The sequence below is a fragment of the Asticcacaulis sp. SL142 genome (assembly GCF_026625745.1).
Lineage (GTDB): Bacteria > Pseudomonadota > Alphaproteobacteria > Caulobacterales > Caulobacteraceae > Asticcacaulis.
This window is the reverse complement of the sequence record NZ_CP113061.1, coordinates 784367-799979: the sequence shown is the minus strand read 5'-3', so window position 1 is coordinate 799979 and position 15613 is coordinate 784367. Positions and strand designations below refer to the sequence as shown.

The 15613-nt window shown below is 54.6% G+C and carries 14 protein-coding genes; 3 read left to right on the top strand and 11 right to left on the bottom strand.

What is annotated here, in order from left to right:
• Positions 1–9: 9 nt before the first annotated feature.
• The 8 genes from OVA03_RS03680 to OVA03_RS03645 all read right to left on the bottom strand — a co-directional run bounded on the left by OVA03_RS03680 (position 10) and on the right by OVA03_RS03645 (position 7934).
• Entirely contained in the window at positions 10–660 is a 651-nt protein-coding gene (locus OVA03_RS03680; RefSeq protein ID WP_267526830.1) for a hypothetical protein, read from the bottom strand.
• Positions 661–775: 115 nt separating this feature from the next.
• Positions 776–1000: a F0F1 ATP synthase subunit C gene (locus tag OVA03_RS03675; protein ID WP_189486895.1), complete on the bottom strand. Its 225-nt coding sequence runs from the start codon at positions 998–1000 to the stop codon at positions 776–778.
• A 46-nt stretch (positions 1001–1046) separates the two neighbouring features.
• A complete protein-coding gene (locus OVA03_RS03670) occupies positions 1047–1808 on the bottom strand; it encodes a F0F1 ATP synthase subunit A (protein WP_267526829.1) in 762 nt (253 codons plus the stop codon).
• A gap of 58 nt (positions 1809–1866) precedes the next feature.
• Positions 1867–2196 carry an AtpZ/AtpI family protein gene (locus tag OVA03_RS03665; RefSeq protein ID WP_267526828.1) on the bottom strand — a complete coding sequence of 110 codons (330 nt, stop codon included), beginning with the start codon at positions 2194–2196 and terminating at the stop codon, positions 1867–1869.
• Positions 2197–2406: 210 nt separating this feature from the next.
• Complete coding sequence (smc, locus tag OVA03_RS03660; RefSeq protein WP_267526827.1) at positions 2407–5868, bottom strand: chromosome segregation protein SMC; 3462 nt, start codon at positions 5866–5868, stop codon at positions 2407–2409.
• A 3-nt stretch (positions 5869–5871) separates the two neighbouring features.
• A complete protein-coding gene (locus tag OVA03_RS03655; RefSeq protein ID WP_267526826.1) occupies positions 5872–6582 on the bottom strand; it encodes a thioredoxin domain-containing protein in 711 nt (236 codons plus the stop codon).
• Positions 6583–6599: 17 nt separating this feature from the next.
• Entirely contained in the window at positions 6600–7223 is a 624-nt protein-coding gene (locus OVA03_RS03650; protein WP_267526825.1) for a DsbA family protein, read from the bottom strand.
• 132 nt (positions 7224–7355) lie between these two features.
• Positions 7356–7934, bottom strand: coding sequence for a DUF721 domain-containing protein (locus tag OVA03_RS03645; RefSeq protein WP_267526824.1), 579 nt, complete (start codon positions 7932–7934; stop codon positions 7356–7358).
• Between OVA03_RS03645 and mutY the strand changes: the two genes are divergently transcribed.
• Positions 7906–9090 carry an A/G-specific adenine glycosylase gene (mutY, locus tag OVA03_RS03640; protein ID WP_267526823.1) on the top strand — a complete coding sequence of 395 codons (1185 nt, stop codon included), beginning with the start codon at positions 7906–7908 and terminating at the stop codon, positions 9088–9090. The two genes, OVA03_RS03645 and mutY, sit on opposite strands and share 29 nt — an antisense overlap.
• A 2-nt stretch (positions 9091–9092) precedes the next feature.
• Here the strand turns inward: mutY and OVA03_RS03635 are convergent, their stop codons facing one another.
• The 3 genes from OVA03_RS03635 to tldD form a co-directional block, all read right to left on the bottom strand.
• Complete coding sequence (locus OVA03_RS03635) at positions 9093–10214, bottom strand: site-specific DNA-methyltransferase (protein WP_267526822.1); 1122 nt, start codon at positions 10212–10214, stop codon at positions 9093–9095.
• 171 nt (positions 10215–10385) lie between these two features.
• Complete coding sequence (locus tag OVA03_RS03630) at positions 10386–10988, bottom strand: ribonuclease HII (protein WP_267526821.1); 603 nt, start codon at positions 10986–10988, stop codon at positions 10386–10388.
• Between the two features lie 29 nt (positions 10989–11017).
• Positions 11018–12409, bottom strand: a complete 1392-nt coding sequence (gene tldD, locus OVA03_RS03625) for a metalloprotease TldD (protein ID WP_267527773.1) — start codon at positions 12407–12409, stop codon at positions 11018–11020.
• Between the two features lie 495 nt (positions 12410–12904).
• On the opposite strand from tldD, the gene coxB reads away from it, so the two are divergent.
• Positions 12905–13915, top strand: coding sequence for a cytochrome c oxidase subunit II (coxB, locus tag OVA03_RS03620; RefSeq protein WP_267526820.1), 1011 nt, complete (start codon positions 12905–12907; stop codon positions 13913–13915).
• 22 nt (positions 13916–13937) lie between these two features.
• Positions 13938–15611 (top strand): cytochrome c oxidase subunit I, encoded by a 1674-nt coding sequence (gene ctaD, locus OVA03_RS03615; RefSeq protein ID WP_267526819.1) that lies wholly within the window; start codon positions 13938–13940, stop codon positions 15609–15611.
• The last annotated feature ends 2 nt before the right edge of the window (positions 15612–15613 follow it).

Sequence of the window (15613 nt, the reverse complement as noted above, 5' to 3'; positions counted from 1 at the left end):
TCTGTGCTCCTATGCCTTACTCAAAGCGGCTTTAAGGGCCGTTTTGGTGGCGGCTTTGCCGGTTAGTTTTTCAACCAGAACACTGGCCGTTTCCGTGGCAATATCTTCGACATAGGCCATAGCCTTGTCGCGTGAAGCACGGATGCTGGTTTCAGCGTCTTCGATCAGCGCGTTAAGCTTGGCGTCTTCTTCAGCCTGAACCTTGGCGCTTTCAGCGGCGGCCTTGGTCTTAGCGTCAGATGCCAGCTTACGGGCTGCGGCATGGGCGGCTGCGGTTTCTTCGGCCGACATCTTAGCCTGAGCCTCGGCTTCGTCACGAATAGCGCGGGCGTTAGCCAGATCTTCGGAAATGGTCGAACCGCGCGTCGATATAACGCCGCGTAACTTGGGCGCGAACATCTTGGCGATCGCGATGTAGAGGATGGTGAAAATAATCACCAGCCACACGATTTGTCCCGCCCAGTGTTCGGTTTGAAACTGAGGCAGGCCCTTGGCATGGGCTTCACCACCGGCGTGTTCAGTACTCTCATGCGTGTCAGCATGAGCGTCTGCCGGGGCAGTGGCTACGGGGTCGAGAGTGGCAACCGTCGTGACGGGCGCCGTATCGGAAGGCTCCGCAGCCGGCGACATAGCCAGGGTGTCGTTTGCGGCGCTCATCATGAATTCCTTAAATGGCCTGAACTCAGGCCGTAAACGGGACTATCTGTAAACAAACCCGCGGATCAGCAACGGTTAAGGTTCCTGATCCGCGATCATTGGTGTTTGTTTAAGCGAATTAGCCGTTCAGGATCATGATGGCGATAACGAAAGCCAGGATGCCCAGAGCTTCGGTCAGCGCCATGCCGATGAAGAGGTTGGTCTGTTGCGACTTGGCAGCCGAAGGGTTGCGCAGAGCGGCCTGGAAGAAGTTGCCGAACAGTACGCCGAGGCCGATACCGGCACCGATCATACCAAGCATAGCCAGACCAGCGCCGAGGTATTTGTAAGCTGAAGCGTCCATAGACTTAAAACTCCTGATAGAGATTATTTAGAGGAAGAAAAACCGATTAGTGGTGGCCTAAATTCACCACGTCATTCAGATAAACACAGGTGAGAACCGCAAACACGAAGGCTTGCAGATAGGCCACCAGAAACTCCAGTGCAGTCAAAGCCACAACAGAGAGAAGCGGAAGAACAGCGCCGACAACGCCGCCGATGCCAAGGCCTGCCAAAGCGACCACGAAGCCGGCAAACACTTTCATCACGATGTGGCCACCGACCATGTTGCCGAACAAACGCAAGGACAAGGTGATAGGGCGCATCAGGAAAGAGACGACTTCGATCACGACGATCAGTGGCAAAATCCACCACGGCACGCCCGACGGCACGAACAGTTTGAAAAAGCCAAGGCCATTACGGGCAAAGCCGACCACGATCACAGCGCCGATTGTCAGGACCGCCAATGCGGCTGTCACGGCCAGTTGCGATGTGGCTGTGAAATAGGTCGTCATCCCCACCAGATTAAGGCTCAGGATAAACAGGAACAGGGTGAAGATGAAGGGGAAGAAGTGACGGCCTTCATCGCCAATGATGGACTCGGCCAGATCATCAATCAGGCCAAACAGACCTTCAGCCATGACCTGCATACGGCCGGGAATGATCGCTGTGCGAGCGGTTGCAAAAAGGAAAAACAGGATCACCGCACCGGTGCCAATAATCATGGCCATAACCGAATTGGTAATAGACAGATCAACAGGGATACCAGCCACTTCCACGGTCGGAAGATCAACGATCTTTTGGATCTGAAACTGGTGTAACGGATCGGCCATAAGCCCTACCTCTTTTAAATCATCAATATCAAAGACGGATAGCTCCGCCTTAATCACCCTAATCTTTTTTCGACGCATCACTGTCTGAGGTGGATCTATTGGCTGATTTGGCGATCAGGTAAACACTGCCCGCCAGACCAATCAGAACACCCACAATCATACCCCAAGGCTTGGTGCCGAGATATGTATCAGACAGCCACCCCAGCCCTAAACCGACAAAAATGCCCCCGATCAGTTCGCCCAGGGCCTGATAGCCCGCGCTGGCGCCCGCTTCGGCATGATCTTTTTCTGATGACTTACGCTTTTTCGCTTCAATAGCGTTAAGGCGCTGTTCAAGTTCATCGAGTTTGCGATCACGCAACGTCTCTTTTTCGGGTTCATCTGTCATGTTTAAAACTTTAACAGGCGGATTATCCCCTAAGAGATAACCCTGCTTCGAACGGCGCGGAACCTAATCGCAAGGCGATGAAAGGTCAAGCAAGGGGCGGGACTAAAGTGTAGTTTAATGTATATTTATATCTAAGCCGTGGAGGTTTTTGACTATATTAGTCATAGCGCGGAAATGACAGCGCTGTTTTTGGCGTATTTTAAGCGGCCATTAATCGGCCACCAGAGCTTCGGCCTGATGAAGATCGACACTGACCAGTTGCGAGACGCCGCGCTCGGCCATAGTCACGCCAAACAGGCGGTCCATGCGGGCCATAGTAACAGGATTGTGGGTGATGGCGATAAATCGCGTATTGGTGCGCGTGCGCATTTCGTCCAGTAATTTACAGTATCTATCGACATTGGCGTCATCGAGCGGCGCATCAACTTCGTCCAGAACGCACACCGGTGCCGGATTAGCGAGAAATACCCCAAAAATAAGGGCTGTGGCGGTCAGAGCCTGTTCACCGCCTGACATCAGGCTCATGGTCGACAGGCGTTTACCGGGCGGGCAGGCGAAAATCTCCAAACCTGCCTCTAAAGGATCATCCGATTCGACCAGACGCAACTCAGCCGATCCGCCGCCAAACAGGGCGACAAACAGGGCCTTGAAGTGCTCATTAATAATTTCAAAGGCTGCCAGAAGCCGTTCGCGGCCTTCGGCATTCAGTTCGTCAATGCCGTCACGAAGCTTAGCAATCGCCGTCGTAAGATCAAGGCGTTCCCGGCTAAGCGTTTCCAGCCGATCCTGATACTCACCGGCTTCTTCTTCAGCGCGCAGGTTCACGGCCCCCAGTTGGTCACGCTCGCGCTCAAGGCCCGACAGAAGTGATTCGGCACCCGCTGCATCGGCAGGCGTGGCAATCGCTTCTTCTTTGAGGCGGCGCCCTAGGGCTTCAGGATCGGAACCCGTTTCATTCAGGATTTGGGCTTCGATTTCATCCTTGCGTAATTGGGCCGCTTCAAGGCGGGCCCCAGCGCCTGCGCGTTGCTCGCGGGCTGCGGCGGCGTCCTGTTCCAGAGCGCGTTCTTTTATGTCAGCCTCACGCCGGGTATTTTCGGCGGTTTGTAGTTTATCGCGCGCATCAGTCAGGCGTTTTTCAGCGGTTTCCAGCGAGTCCAGCAGGCTTATGCGTTTGTCTTCGAACGCGGCAGGCGCATCTGTGGCCTTACTCAACGCTTCGGCGGTAGCGTTTTGATCCTTTTGCAGGCGCTCGATACGGGCTTTCGATTCAGCATGGCGACGGGTCCACTCACTCAGATCGCGGCTGATATTGCGTTCGCGGCCTTCTCTTGCGGCACGGTTGCGTTTTTCTTCATCAAGGGCTGATCGCGTCGCGGTGACCAATTGACGTTTAATTTCAGCATCCTGACGGGCTGTGTTGAGAGCATTGTTAAGCTCGGTCTGATCCTGTGGTGCGGATTGCTTCGACCGTACAGTTTCAAGAGCTTCTGATGCCTCGATCATGCCTTCTTCAAGGCGGGTCAGGGTCTCGCTCAGCGCCAGAGTGCGGGCGTCAAAACGGGCCTGCGCTTTTTGCAACTCATCCAGTTTGATTTGTTGGCCGCGTAAAGTGCGTTCAAGCTCCGGTATTTTCAGCCGCGCGTTACGCACATTGTCTTCGTGAACCCTCTGAGCCTGAGCGGCGGCGGCCAAAGTAGCCTGCGCGGTGGCAAGCTCCGGCTTGAGTGCATCGATCTCGGTTTCCAGATCTTCCAGTCGGGTGCGTTGCGACAGCCTGACGGCGGCAGGCTTTGGGGCCTTGGCGCGCACGATGACGCCGTCCCAGCGCCACAGATCGCCCTCGACGGAGACAAGGCGTGCCCCGGTCGGTAACAGAGCCTGCAAACTGTCGCCGTCAGATTGAGCTACAACCCCAACCGCATTCAAACGGGCTGTCAGGGCGGTTGGGGCCTTGATGAACTGGCTAAGGGGCGTAACGCCTGCGGGCCAGTTTATAGTGTTTTGTGCGGTGAAGTCCTCAACCCAAAAGGCGAGCGCATCGGTACTGTTACGCGCTGACAGCCGCAGGTTAAGGTCTTCACCTAACGCGGCCGCCAGCGCCAGCTCATAACCCTTATCGGCCCGCACGGCATCAAGCACAGGCGCTTTCTCTTTGGAATTGCTGCCCAGCAGAATTTGCGATAACCCGCGCGCCTCGGCGGTCATACGACCCAGCTTATCCTCGGCTTCGCGTACAGCTTTGCGTGCCTCGGCTTCGGCCTCGATAAGGGGGGCGCGTCCGGCGTCAAGAGTTTCGCTGGTGTTGCGGGCTTCATCAAGAGTGCGTTGTGATGCGGTTACCGCCAGTTCAAGGGCGGTGATGGCGTCATGATCAAAGCTGCCCAGATTCGCTTTCTCCGACTGCGCGGCCTTCACTTGCGCCTGGGCGCGTTCAAACCTGTTTTCGGCCTCACGCAGACGCGCCGCCTCAAGTCTTTGTCTCTCGTTAAGCGCCGCCAATTCGGACGCCAGACGTTCAATCGTTTGATCGGCTGCCTGACGTGCGGTTTCGGCGGTAGCAACCGCCGCCTCCAATTCGGGCTCGCGTGAGGGGGCCTCAGATATTTCCTGCTTCACCTTATCAAGGGCCGTGGTTAGGCGCTCAATCTGGTTTTGACCATCACCGGAAAGGTCAAGTTCACGAGCGTGGTCAGATTGCTGCCGTTGCAGATCGGCTTTAAGGCGCTCAATCTCGTTCCGTGCCTGTTTTTCTTCCAGATCAAGGCGTTCTTTCTCGATGTTGAGGCGATGCATGACGGTTGCGGCTACCGCCTCTTCTTCACGCAAGCGAGGGATAATTTCGGCAGATTTCAGGGCTTCGGTCTGGGCCACTGCCGCCACGCGGGTGGTCTCTTCTACGTGGCGGCTTAAGGTTTGCATCTCGCCGGTCGCTGTCTGAAACGCCGTCAGGGCCTCCAGCCATTTGGCGTGCAGGATCGCTTTTTGCAGGGCGCGGATTTCAGCCGAAATTTTCTTATATTTATCAGCCTGACGGGCTTCACGTTTCAGACGCGACAAAGCCTGATCCAATTCGCGCGAAATATCATCCAAGCGTGACAGGTTGGTTTCAGCGGCGCGCAGGCGCAGTTCAGCTTCGTGACGGCGCGTATGCAGGCCGGATACGCCGCCAGCTTCTTCGAGAACGCGCCTACGGTTTTGCGGCTTGGCGGCAATCAGTTCCGAGATCTGCCCCTGACGGACGAGGGCCGGGGAGTTAGCCCCGGTTGAGGCATCTGCAAACAAAAGCTGCACGTCACGGGCGCGGACTTCCTTGCCATTGACCTTATAGGTAGAACCAGCGCCACGGTCGATACGGCGGGCCACTTCGAGCACGGGCTGGTCGGTAAAGGGCTGCGGCGCCAAACGATCAGCATTGTCGATAGTCAGTGTGACTTCGGCCCAGTTCCGTGATGGACGTTTATCGGAACCCGCAAAAATAACATCATCCATGCCCATGCCGCGCATAGCCTTAGCGGAGGTGGCCCCCATAACCCAGCGCAGGGCCTCAAGCAGGTTGGATTTGCCGCAGCCGTTTGGGCCAACTATGCCCGTCAGACCGGGATCGATGCGAAATTCCGAAGCATCGACGAATGATTTGAAGCCTGAGAGTTTAAGCCGCTGGAATTGCACGTCTTAAGATGATTTCTTTTTCGGTTTTTGCGCGGCGGTAATGGCGGCGTCAAAATCTTTTAGCTCGGTTTCACCATCTAGGCGCACACCGTTTACGAAAAAGGTGGGTGTGCCTTCGACGTTGTTGGCTTGCATGGTTTTTTCCATGCGGTCACGCACCTTTTGAAACAGGGCTTCGTCTTTGAGGCAGGCATCCAGCTCAGCGTCATCCATACCGACGCGCGCGGCCAGGGTTTTAATCTCAGTCAAGGCATCGCCACTCTGGGCGACTTTGGCCTGATCTTTCAGAAAACCGTCGACGACCGTGAAATAGGCTGTCGATGCCGTCATTTTGGCAGGAGGCTTGGCGGCCGCACACCGCCCGACCATGTAGACGCCAAAAGCCACATTGGCCGGTTGAGTGGCCACTTCGCGGAACGTAAACTTAACCTTGCCGGTCTTGACGTACTTTTTTTCAAACTCCGGCCAGACTGTATTGTGCCAGTGGGCGCAATGGGAGCAGGTGGCGGAAGCATATTGCACGACCTCAACCGGAGCGTTGGGATTGCCTTTATACATCTCCGGCAGTTCGGCCTGAGATGCTGCCTTGTTTTGCGCATACAATGATATAGGCGCCACTACCGCAAACCCAGTCGCCAGACCAAGGGCGCAGCGAAACGCCAGCCCTCTGAGACTGCGAGCCTTGAGTATGTTTATTTGCGGCAGTTTCATCATTGAGGCTATTGGGCGATCTATTTGGCAGGCGAAGCTGCGGCAAAGGCAGCGTCGAATTCTTTGATGTCGCCGCCTTTGTAATCGTACTTCTTACCGTTAATCAGGAAAGTTGGGGTGCCGGTGATATTGTGCTCTTTGATCGCTGTTTCCATGTTCGCGTTAATGCGCTTCAAACCTTCAGGATCGGTGACGCACTTATTGAACTGGTCATCCGATATGCCGGCCGTTTTGGCCACGCGCAGAAGTACGCCTTTGGCATCACCGGTTTCAAAGATTTCCCGCTGTGAACGCATAACGGAGTCGATGACCTGAAAATACTTATCTTCACCTGCGCATCGTGCCAGCAAAACCCCTGCGGCCGAGACATCATTGGGCGCCGTTAGGAACTCACGAAAGATATATTTAACCTTGCCAGTATCAATGTAATTTTTCTTGATATCCGGAAACACAGTCTCATTAAATTGGGCGCAGTGGCTGCAGGTCACGGACGCATATTCGACCAGGGTAATCGGTGCATTATCCGACCCCATCACCATGTCATCCGACTTCACCGCATCTCCGCCACCTTTTGAGCAGGCCGAAACCATCAACCCAAACCCTAAAGCCGCTACGGCCAGATATTTTCCAAAGTTCATAGACATAGAGGTCACCAGATCAAAGTGTGATAATGGGCGTTAAATCGCAAAGCTCCGAAATCATATCTGATTCCGCGCAGCGGTGTTAAATTCTTCAATCGTGTGTAAGGCGAGATTATGGCCTGAGCAAGAGGTGGTTTACGTTTTCGGTGATCGCTCCGGAGCCTTTGTGCGGGCATTATCTCTGGCGATCACAGAACGGCCCAGCTTGAGCAATGTCTGCCGTAAGCGGTCATCACCGACATCCTTAAGGCTGTTTTGCAGGGCCAGTTCCTGCTCGGCATTCAAGGGCCGTGACTGAACCGTTGCTGTGGCTTGCCGGGTGGTGTGGCTCACCTGTCCTTGCACGATGCGCAGGCGGCCCACAGAACCTGCCCCAAGAAACAGATTGACGCGGGACATAATCAAATCCTGCTGGTGCTGAAGTATTGATGCATAAGCGCCTTCGCAGCGTATCTCCAGTATACCAACGCTTTTAGTATTGGCAGGCGTGGGTGCATTTTTTGACAGGCTTCCGCGCGCTGTCGGTTTGGCCGCAGGGCGACCTGATATGATTTTTACGGGCTCGGACAATTTGGCCAGTGACTCACCGACAATCTCAGGCCAGCGGTTTTTCAGCCGACCGGCCCCTGTGTCATAAGCCTCAAAGCGCGCACTCAGGCTCTTGAGCAGGGGCGTGATCTGACGGTTGACAGGCGGCGGCGGTGGTTTAGGCATGCGCTTGGTGCGTGTGGCGCGCAAAATGGCTACCGCGTCTTCAAGGGATGGCAAGGTACGCTTCATGACAACTGTTATAAACCTGTCTGCAGATGATGTCTCGCGATTACGTTCAAAATTGCTCGACTGGTACGATGACCATGCGCGGTCACTACCGTGGCGGCGGGCACCGGGTAGTGAATCAATTATTGATCCTTATCGGGTGTGGCTGTCTGAGGTTATGTTGCAGCAGACTACAGTGCCACACGCTACGCCTTATTATGAAGCCTTTCTAAAGCGCTGGCCAACGGTTCAGGATCTGGCAACCGCAGAGGATGGCGAGGTCATGGCCGCGTGGGCGGGCCTTGGCTATTATTCAAGGGCTCGCAACCTGCTGAAAGGGGCGCGCATGGTCGTCAGCCAGCATCAGGGGGTGTTTCCGAGTGACGAGATAAGCTTGCTGAAAATTCCCAGTTTTGGCCCCTATACAGCGGCAGCCGTGGCCGCTTTTGCATTCGATAAACCTGCCAATGTCGTTGATGGTAATATTGAGCGGATCATGAGCCGAATCTATGCGGTCGATGAGCCGGTGCCAGGGTCAAAACCTGCTTTAAAAGCTTTGGCCGCGCAATGGGTTCGTGCTGATCGGGCCTCTGACTGGCCGCAAGCCCTGATGGATTTGGCATCTAGCGTCTGTCGGCCCAAGACGCCAAAATGTGCCGAATGTCCCATGAGTGAAGGTTGCCAAGCCCACCATCTGAACCGCCCCGAAAACTATCCGGTCAGGTTGTCAAAAATACCCAAGCCTCATCGCTATGGCGTGGTGTTTTTGATTGTTTCTGACGAGGGTTTTATTGTTGAACGCCGACCCGATAAAGGCTTGCTTGGGGGGATGTTGGGGCTACCTCATCTGGATTGGCGGGATAAGGTATGGGCGGATGTTGAGAGTAAAAATCAATTATTGATTTCCGGTGAGGCTAAATTAATTGGCCGCTACGACCATGTCTTTACCCATTTCAGGTTAACTCAGGATGTGTGGCTTCAGCGTATAACCGCGCTGCAACTAACGGATTTTCTGCGCCGACATAATCAGTATCAATATCTTAGCTTTGATGACAAAAAAGCCCTGCCGACGGTGTTCGACAAGGCTTTGAAGTTTATACCATCACTGGTCTGAAATTAGTTCATATCAGCCCGTATGCGGGAGCGCAGATCGTCGATCGGCTTTAATCCAGCATCCGATTTAAACCGCCAGTACGTCCAGCCATTGCAGGCCGGTGATTGCTCCAGCATAGCCCCAAGCTTATGGATTGAACCCGAAAGCTCGCCGTGCACCAGTGAACCATCGGCGCGAATACGGGCGGTCTTTTGGCCCTTGGGGCAATAAAGTGTGTCGCCAGCATTGAGCAGGCCCGCCTCCACCAGGGCGCCGAACGGCACGCGCGGTTCAGATTTTTTAGACCCCATAACGGCTAGATCGCTTTCACTGACGCGGATAACTTTGTTTATCCGTTCAAGGGCGTGTTTGGCGTAATTGGTGTCGCGCTCGATGCCGATGAAGTGTCGGCCCAAACGCTTGGCAGCAGCACCGGTTGTTCCGGTGCCGAAGAAGGGATCAAGGACGACATGGCCGGGCTTAGAGCACGACAGCAGGACGCGGTACAATAAGGCTTCAGGCTTTTGGGTCGGATGGGCTTTTACGCCGTTTTCGTCCTTCAGACGCTCATCGCCTGTGCATAGTGGGATGTTCCAGTCCGAGCGCATTTGCGTGTCTTCGTTAAAGGCTTTGAGGGCGTCATAATTGAAGGTGTAGCGCTTTTGGCCCTTGGATTTTGTGGCCCAGATCAGGGTCTCATGGGCGTTGGTGAAGCGGGTGCCCTTGAAGTTTGGCATTGGGTTGGACTTGCGCCAGATGACATCGTTCATGACCCAGAACCCTAAGTCCTGCAGAGCGACACCCAGACGGAAGACATTGTGATAGGAGCCGATAACCCAGATCGCGCCATCATCTTTCAGAACGCGCTGGCATTCCCGCATCCATTCGCGTGTGAATTTATCATAGGCTTCGAATGAGGCAAACTGATCCCATTCATCATCAACCGCATCAACCTTGGAATTGTCAGGACGCAGAAGATCGCCGCCCAGTTGAAGGTTGTAGGGTGGGTCGGCAAAGACCAAGTCAACAGATTTATCAGGCAGGCTTTTGAGAATGTTCACGCACTCGCCCACATGGATGGTGTCAAGTTCCAGAGCGACATTGTTCTTGTCGGTAAGTGCTTTTTGCGAAACCAGCCGTGACATCAGAAAATCCTTACAGGTTCAAATGAGGGCGCCTATGTAACGCCCTGAATCCAAAGGAATAGAGTCTCTTGCGGTTAACAAAAAGTAAAAACTTGACTCGTGGAGAATCGGGCGAATCATTTTTATGTGAGTGAGTCTTAAAAGACTCACTTTTGGATTCGTTTTGTTCTTTTAGGGGGCGCTTGTTGCCAGATTGCGGACGGTGGCCCATGACCGGCGATGGATGGGCGAGGGACCATGCAAACGGATAGCCTCTAAATGTGCCTCGGCCTGATAGCCTTTATGTTTCTTAAAGCCGTAAACCGGATAGATAGAGTCCATCTCAATCATAATGCGATCGCGGGCGGTCTTGGCAAGGATGGAGGCGGCGGCAATCGACAATGAGCGATCATCGCCTTTGACGATCGGGTGGGACGGAATGTTTAGTTTTGGCGCTTTGTTGCCATCAATAAGGGCATGGTGGGCTGTAACCGATAATCTGATGACCGCTGCAGTCATGCCCCACATCGTTGCCTGAAGAATGTTCATGGCATCAATCTGTTCACATGAGACTTCAACTACGCTCCAGGCGATGGCGCTCTGTTTGATCAACGGCTCAAGTTTAAAGCGATGAGATTCAGATAATTTTTTGGAATCCCTAATCATATCTGGAATATTGTTACGATCCAGAATAACGGCGGCCACGCATAGGGGGCCTGCGCACGGGCCGCGTCCGGCTTCATCGACGCCGCACACATATCCACTGAGTTGGGATTCAAAACTTAAATCGGGCATGACGGCTTTATAACTGATTCGGAGGCGGTTTATCGTGTGCCGCCGACCGTCAGGCCTCTGATCTTGAGTGACGGCTGGCCAATGCCGACTGGAACGCTCTGCCCCGCCTTGCCACAGGTGCCGACGCCGGGGTCGAAGGCAAAGTCGTTGCCTACCATCTCGATCTGGCGCATGGCGGCGGGACCGTCGCCGATCAAACTGGCACCCTTAACCGGACGTGTGACCTTGCCGTCTTCAATGAGATAGGCTTCGGTGCATTGGAACACGAACTTGCCATTGGTGATATCGACCTGCCCGCCGCTGAAATTCACGGCATAAAGGCCGTTTTTGGTCGAAGCGATCATATCGGCGCGGCTATCTTTGCCCGCCGTCATGAAGGTGTTGGTCATACGGGGCAAGGGCTGGTGGGCATAGGATTGACGCCTGCCGTTGCCGGTGGCGTCCACGCTCATTTGCCGTGCCGACAGGCGGTCATGCATGTAGCCAACCAGTATACCATCTTCGATCAGCGTGGTTCTTGATGTCGGTGTGCCTTCATCGTCAATATTGAGTGAGCCGCGGGCATCGGCAATAGTGCCGTCATCTACGACGGTAACACCTTTGGCGGCGACCTGCTGGCCCATCTTGCCGGAAAACGCGGATGTGCCTTTGCGGTTGAAATCGCCCTCAAGGCCATGTCCCACGGCTTCGTGCAGCAGGACTCCCGGCCAGCCATTACCTAGCACGATATCCATTTCCCCGGTCGGTGCCGGTGTGGCGTCAAGATTGACAAGGGCTTGCCGCAGGGCTTCATCGACCTGAGCCTGCCAGTGTTCAGGCGAGGTGATCTCAAACAGGCTGTAGCGGCCGCCACCGCCGGAGGAAGCGCTTTCGCGTTTGCCATTGGCCTCGACCGATACCCCGACGCTTATGCGAATGAGCGGACGATAATCATGATAGATCTCACCTTGGGCACGCAAAATAGTTATGGCGCGTTTTTCAGCCGCCAGACTGGCGGACACCTGAACGACATTTGGGTTTTTATCGCGCGCATAGGCGTCAATTGCTTTCAAAAGCTCGATTTTATCGGCAAATGACATTTCCGATAAGGGGTCAACCGCCTTATATCGGGCCTGATTGGTGCGGCGTGGATTTTCAGAGGCCAAAGCGATATTCACGGCCTTGCCGTATTTGGCCAGTGATGCGGCCTCGGCAGCGCGTTTGAGGGCTTCAAGGCTAAGCTCAGCGCTGTTGGCAAATCCAACGGTCTGGCCAGAAACTACGCGCAAACCGAAGCCCTGATCCGCATTATATGACGACGATTTCAACCGGCCATCATCGAAAACAAGCGATTCGCTTTCACGCGTTTCAAAGAAAATTTCACCATCATCAGCGCCGGTAAGGGCTTGATCCAGTACCCCCCGTGCTGCGTGAATATCCAGATTACTGAGATCGGCGCCTTTACCGGCGGATGTTGAGACATTTAAGACGGGTTCGGCGGATACGGTCACGAGATAATCCTGAAAAAACGCATGTCACTAACTTAAGCATGAATGTTGGCTTAGGCTACGGGCCGATTCAGTTTTATCACAGGTTGGAAATTAATCGGGATCACGGTGTGACAAAACCGCGCAGGCGGTGCGGAGCTTTATGGCTCCATATGGAGCCTCTTAGGCCTGTTTTCCAGAAATATCCTTAGTTCGCATAAGGAATTGGCTTTTTGGTCTTTGCAACCTTCATTTAATTCATTATGGGAACCGATGGCGGATGGTGGGACAATTTGTCCGGATGGACGGATAGGCTCTGCACCTGATGGCCCGGAAGCGCATAATTCACAGGGTTGGGCGCTTCTCAAAGAACTGATAAGGTTTATAAAGATTCGGCAGGGAAAAGACGCTTAGGTGCCTTTTCGGTCACAATTGATGAGGAATTCGCGAATGGGCTTCCGAAGGCTGATTAAGACTTCGTCCATCCTGGCTGGTATGGCTATGCTGTCGGGGATGACGGCTATATCGGCGTTTGCCGCTGATACGCTGGGGCAGCCGACTGACGGCGCTATTGATTTGCAGCCCGCGGCGGCACCGCTCAAGCACGATGCTATTTTCTTCCATGACGTAATTCTGATGCCTATCATCACAGCCATCACGCTGTTGGTTCTGGCGCTGCTGATCTGGATTGCTGTGCGCTACAATCGCAAATCCAATCCGGTTCCGGCCAAGTTTTCGCATAATACGGTCGTTGAAATTATCTGGACGGTTGTGCCGGTTCTGATCCTCGTGTTTATCGCGTTTTTCTCATTCTCCCTGCTTCGCAAATATCATGACATGCCAAAACCGGATGTGGTGGTTAAGGCGACCGGGTTTCAGTGGTACTGGGCGTACGACTATCCTGAACTGGGCGTTGAAGGCGTCGAATCGCGTGTTCTGACCGAAGAGGACGCCAAGAAGGCGGGTAAACCTTATCTGCTCGCCGCCGATAATGCGTTGGTCGTGCCGGTAGGTAAGGTTGTGCATGTTAAGGTCACCGCCTTTGACGTTATTCACGCCTTTGCACTTCCGGCCTTTGGTTTGAAAACTGATGCAATTCCGGGGCGGCTGAACGATACTTGGTTCAAGGCGGAAAAAGTCGGCACCTATTACGGGCAGTGTTCTGAGCTGTGCGGCGTTGACCATGCCTATATGCCGATTGAGATCAAGGTCGTGACTGATGCCGAGTTTGATGACTACATCATCAAGGCGGGCGGAAAGACTAAGGCCATGCTCGCCACAGAAGCACGCGCGGTCCAGGCTCAGGCTGCGGCGGATGCAGCCAAAGCGGCAGCAGATGCCGCAGCGGCTGAAACCGCTTCGGCCACAGCACCTGCGACCGAAACCGCACCGACGGCTGCCGCCGAAACTCCTGCCGATGCTGCGACGGCTGCCGCTCCGGCCGCCACGCCGGCCCAATAGTATATAGGGAAGAGAGACGACCATGGCTTCTCATGACGCTGTCGCTCATGATCATCACGCTGATCACGATCACAAACCGGGCTTTTTTGCCCGCTGGTTCTTATCGACGAACCACAAAGATATCGGTACCCTTTACCTGTTGTTTGCCATTATGGCGGGCCTTGTTGGTGGTGCGCTGTCGGGGTTGATCCGCTGGGAATTGGCCCAACCCGGTCTTCAGGTATTCGTCGAAGGCTCAATGCTGGATGCGCTGGGCATCTTCGAAGGCAAGCACGGTTACAACGCGGTTGTAACGGCTCACGCCATCATCATGATCTTCTTCATGGTTATGCCAGCCATGGTGGGTGGCTTTGGCAACTGGTTCGTGCCGATCATGATCGGTGCGCCGGATATGGCGTTCCCGCGCCTGAACAATATTTCATTCTGGCTTTTGGTGTCAGCCTGGATATTGCTGTGTCTGTCGATGTTTGTTCCGGGCGGCCCCGGTGCCGGTCAGAACGGCTTTGGTGGTGGCTGGACCATGTATCCGCCGCTGTCAGGTAAGACGGGGCACCCGGGTCAGGCTATGGATCTGGCGATTTTTGCGCTGCACGTCGCAGGGGCATCTTCGATCCTTGGGGCCATTAACTTCATTACGACTATCTTTAACATGCGCGCGCCGGGCATGACCCTGCACCGTATGCCACTGTTTGCATGGTCGATACTGGTCACGGCCTTCCTGCTGTTGCTGTCGCTGCCGGTTCTGGCGGGTGCCATTACCATGCTGCTGACCGACCGTAACTTTGGTACGTCCTTCTTCGATCCGGCCGGTGGCGGTGATCCGGTCATGTACCAGCACCTGTTTTGGTTCTTCGGTCACCCGGAAGTGTATATTCTTATCCTGCCGGGCTTTGGTATCATCAGCCACATCGTCTCGACCTTCTCACGCAAGCCAGTGTTTGGCTATCTGGCGATGGCCTATGCTATGGTGGCTATCGGTTTCGTTGGCTTCATCGTGTGGGCGCACCACATGTATACGGTCGGCATGGGTATCCAGCTTCGGTCGTATTTCGTGATGGCCACCATGGTCATCGCCGTGCCAACTGGGGTGAAGATTTTCTCGTGGATCGCGACCATGTGGGGCGGCTCGATTGACTTCAAGGTCCCTATGCTGTGGGCCATCGGCTTCATCTTCCTGTTCACCGTAGGCGGTGTGACCGGGGTAGTCCTGTCAAATGCCGGGATCGATTATTCGCTGCATGATACCTATTATGTGGTGGCGCACTTCCACTACGTTCTGTCGCTGGGGGCTGTGTTTGCGATCTTCGCCGGGTTCTATTACTGGTTCGAGAAGATGTTCGGCATCAAGTACAATGGTTTCCTCGGTGGGCTGCACTTCTGGATCATGTTCATTGGCGTGAACATTGTCTTCTTCCCGCAGCATTTCCTGGGGCTGCAAGGTATGCCGCGCCGTTATGTTGATTACCCCGAAGGTTACGCCTACTGGAACCTAGTCTCTTCGATCGGTTATGCCATTACGGTGGTTGGCGTTCTGGTGTTCCTGGTTATGCTGGTCGAAGCCGTGGTGCGCCGCCGCAAGGCTGACGCTAACCCGTGGGGTGAGGGGGCAACGACATTGGAGTGGACCCTGTCGTCGCCGCCACCGTATCACCAGTTCGAGGAACTGCCGGTGATCAAGGAAGATGATCATCACTGATC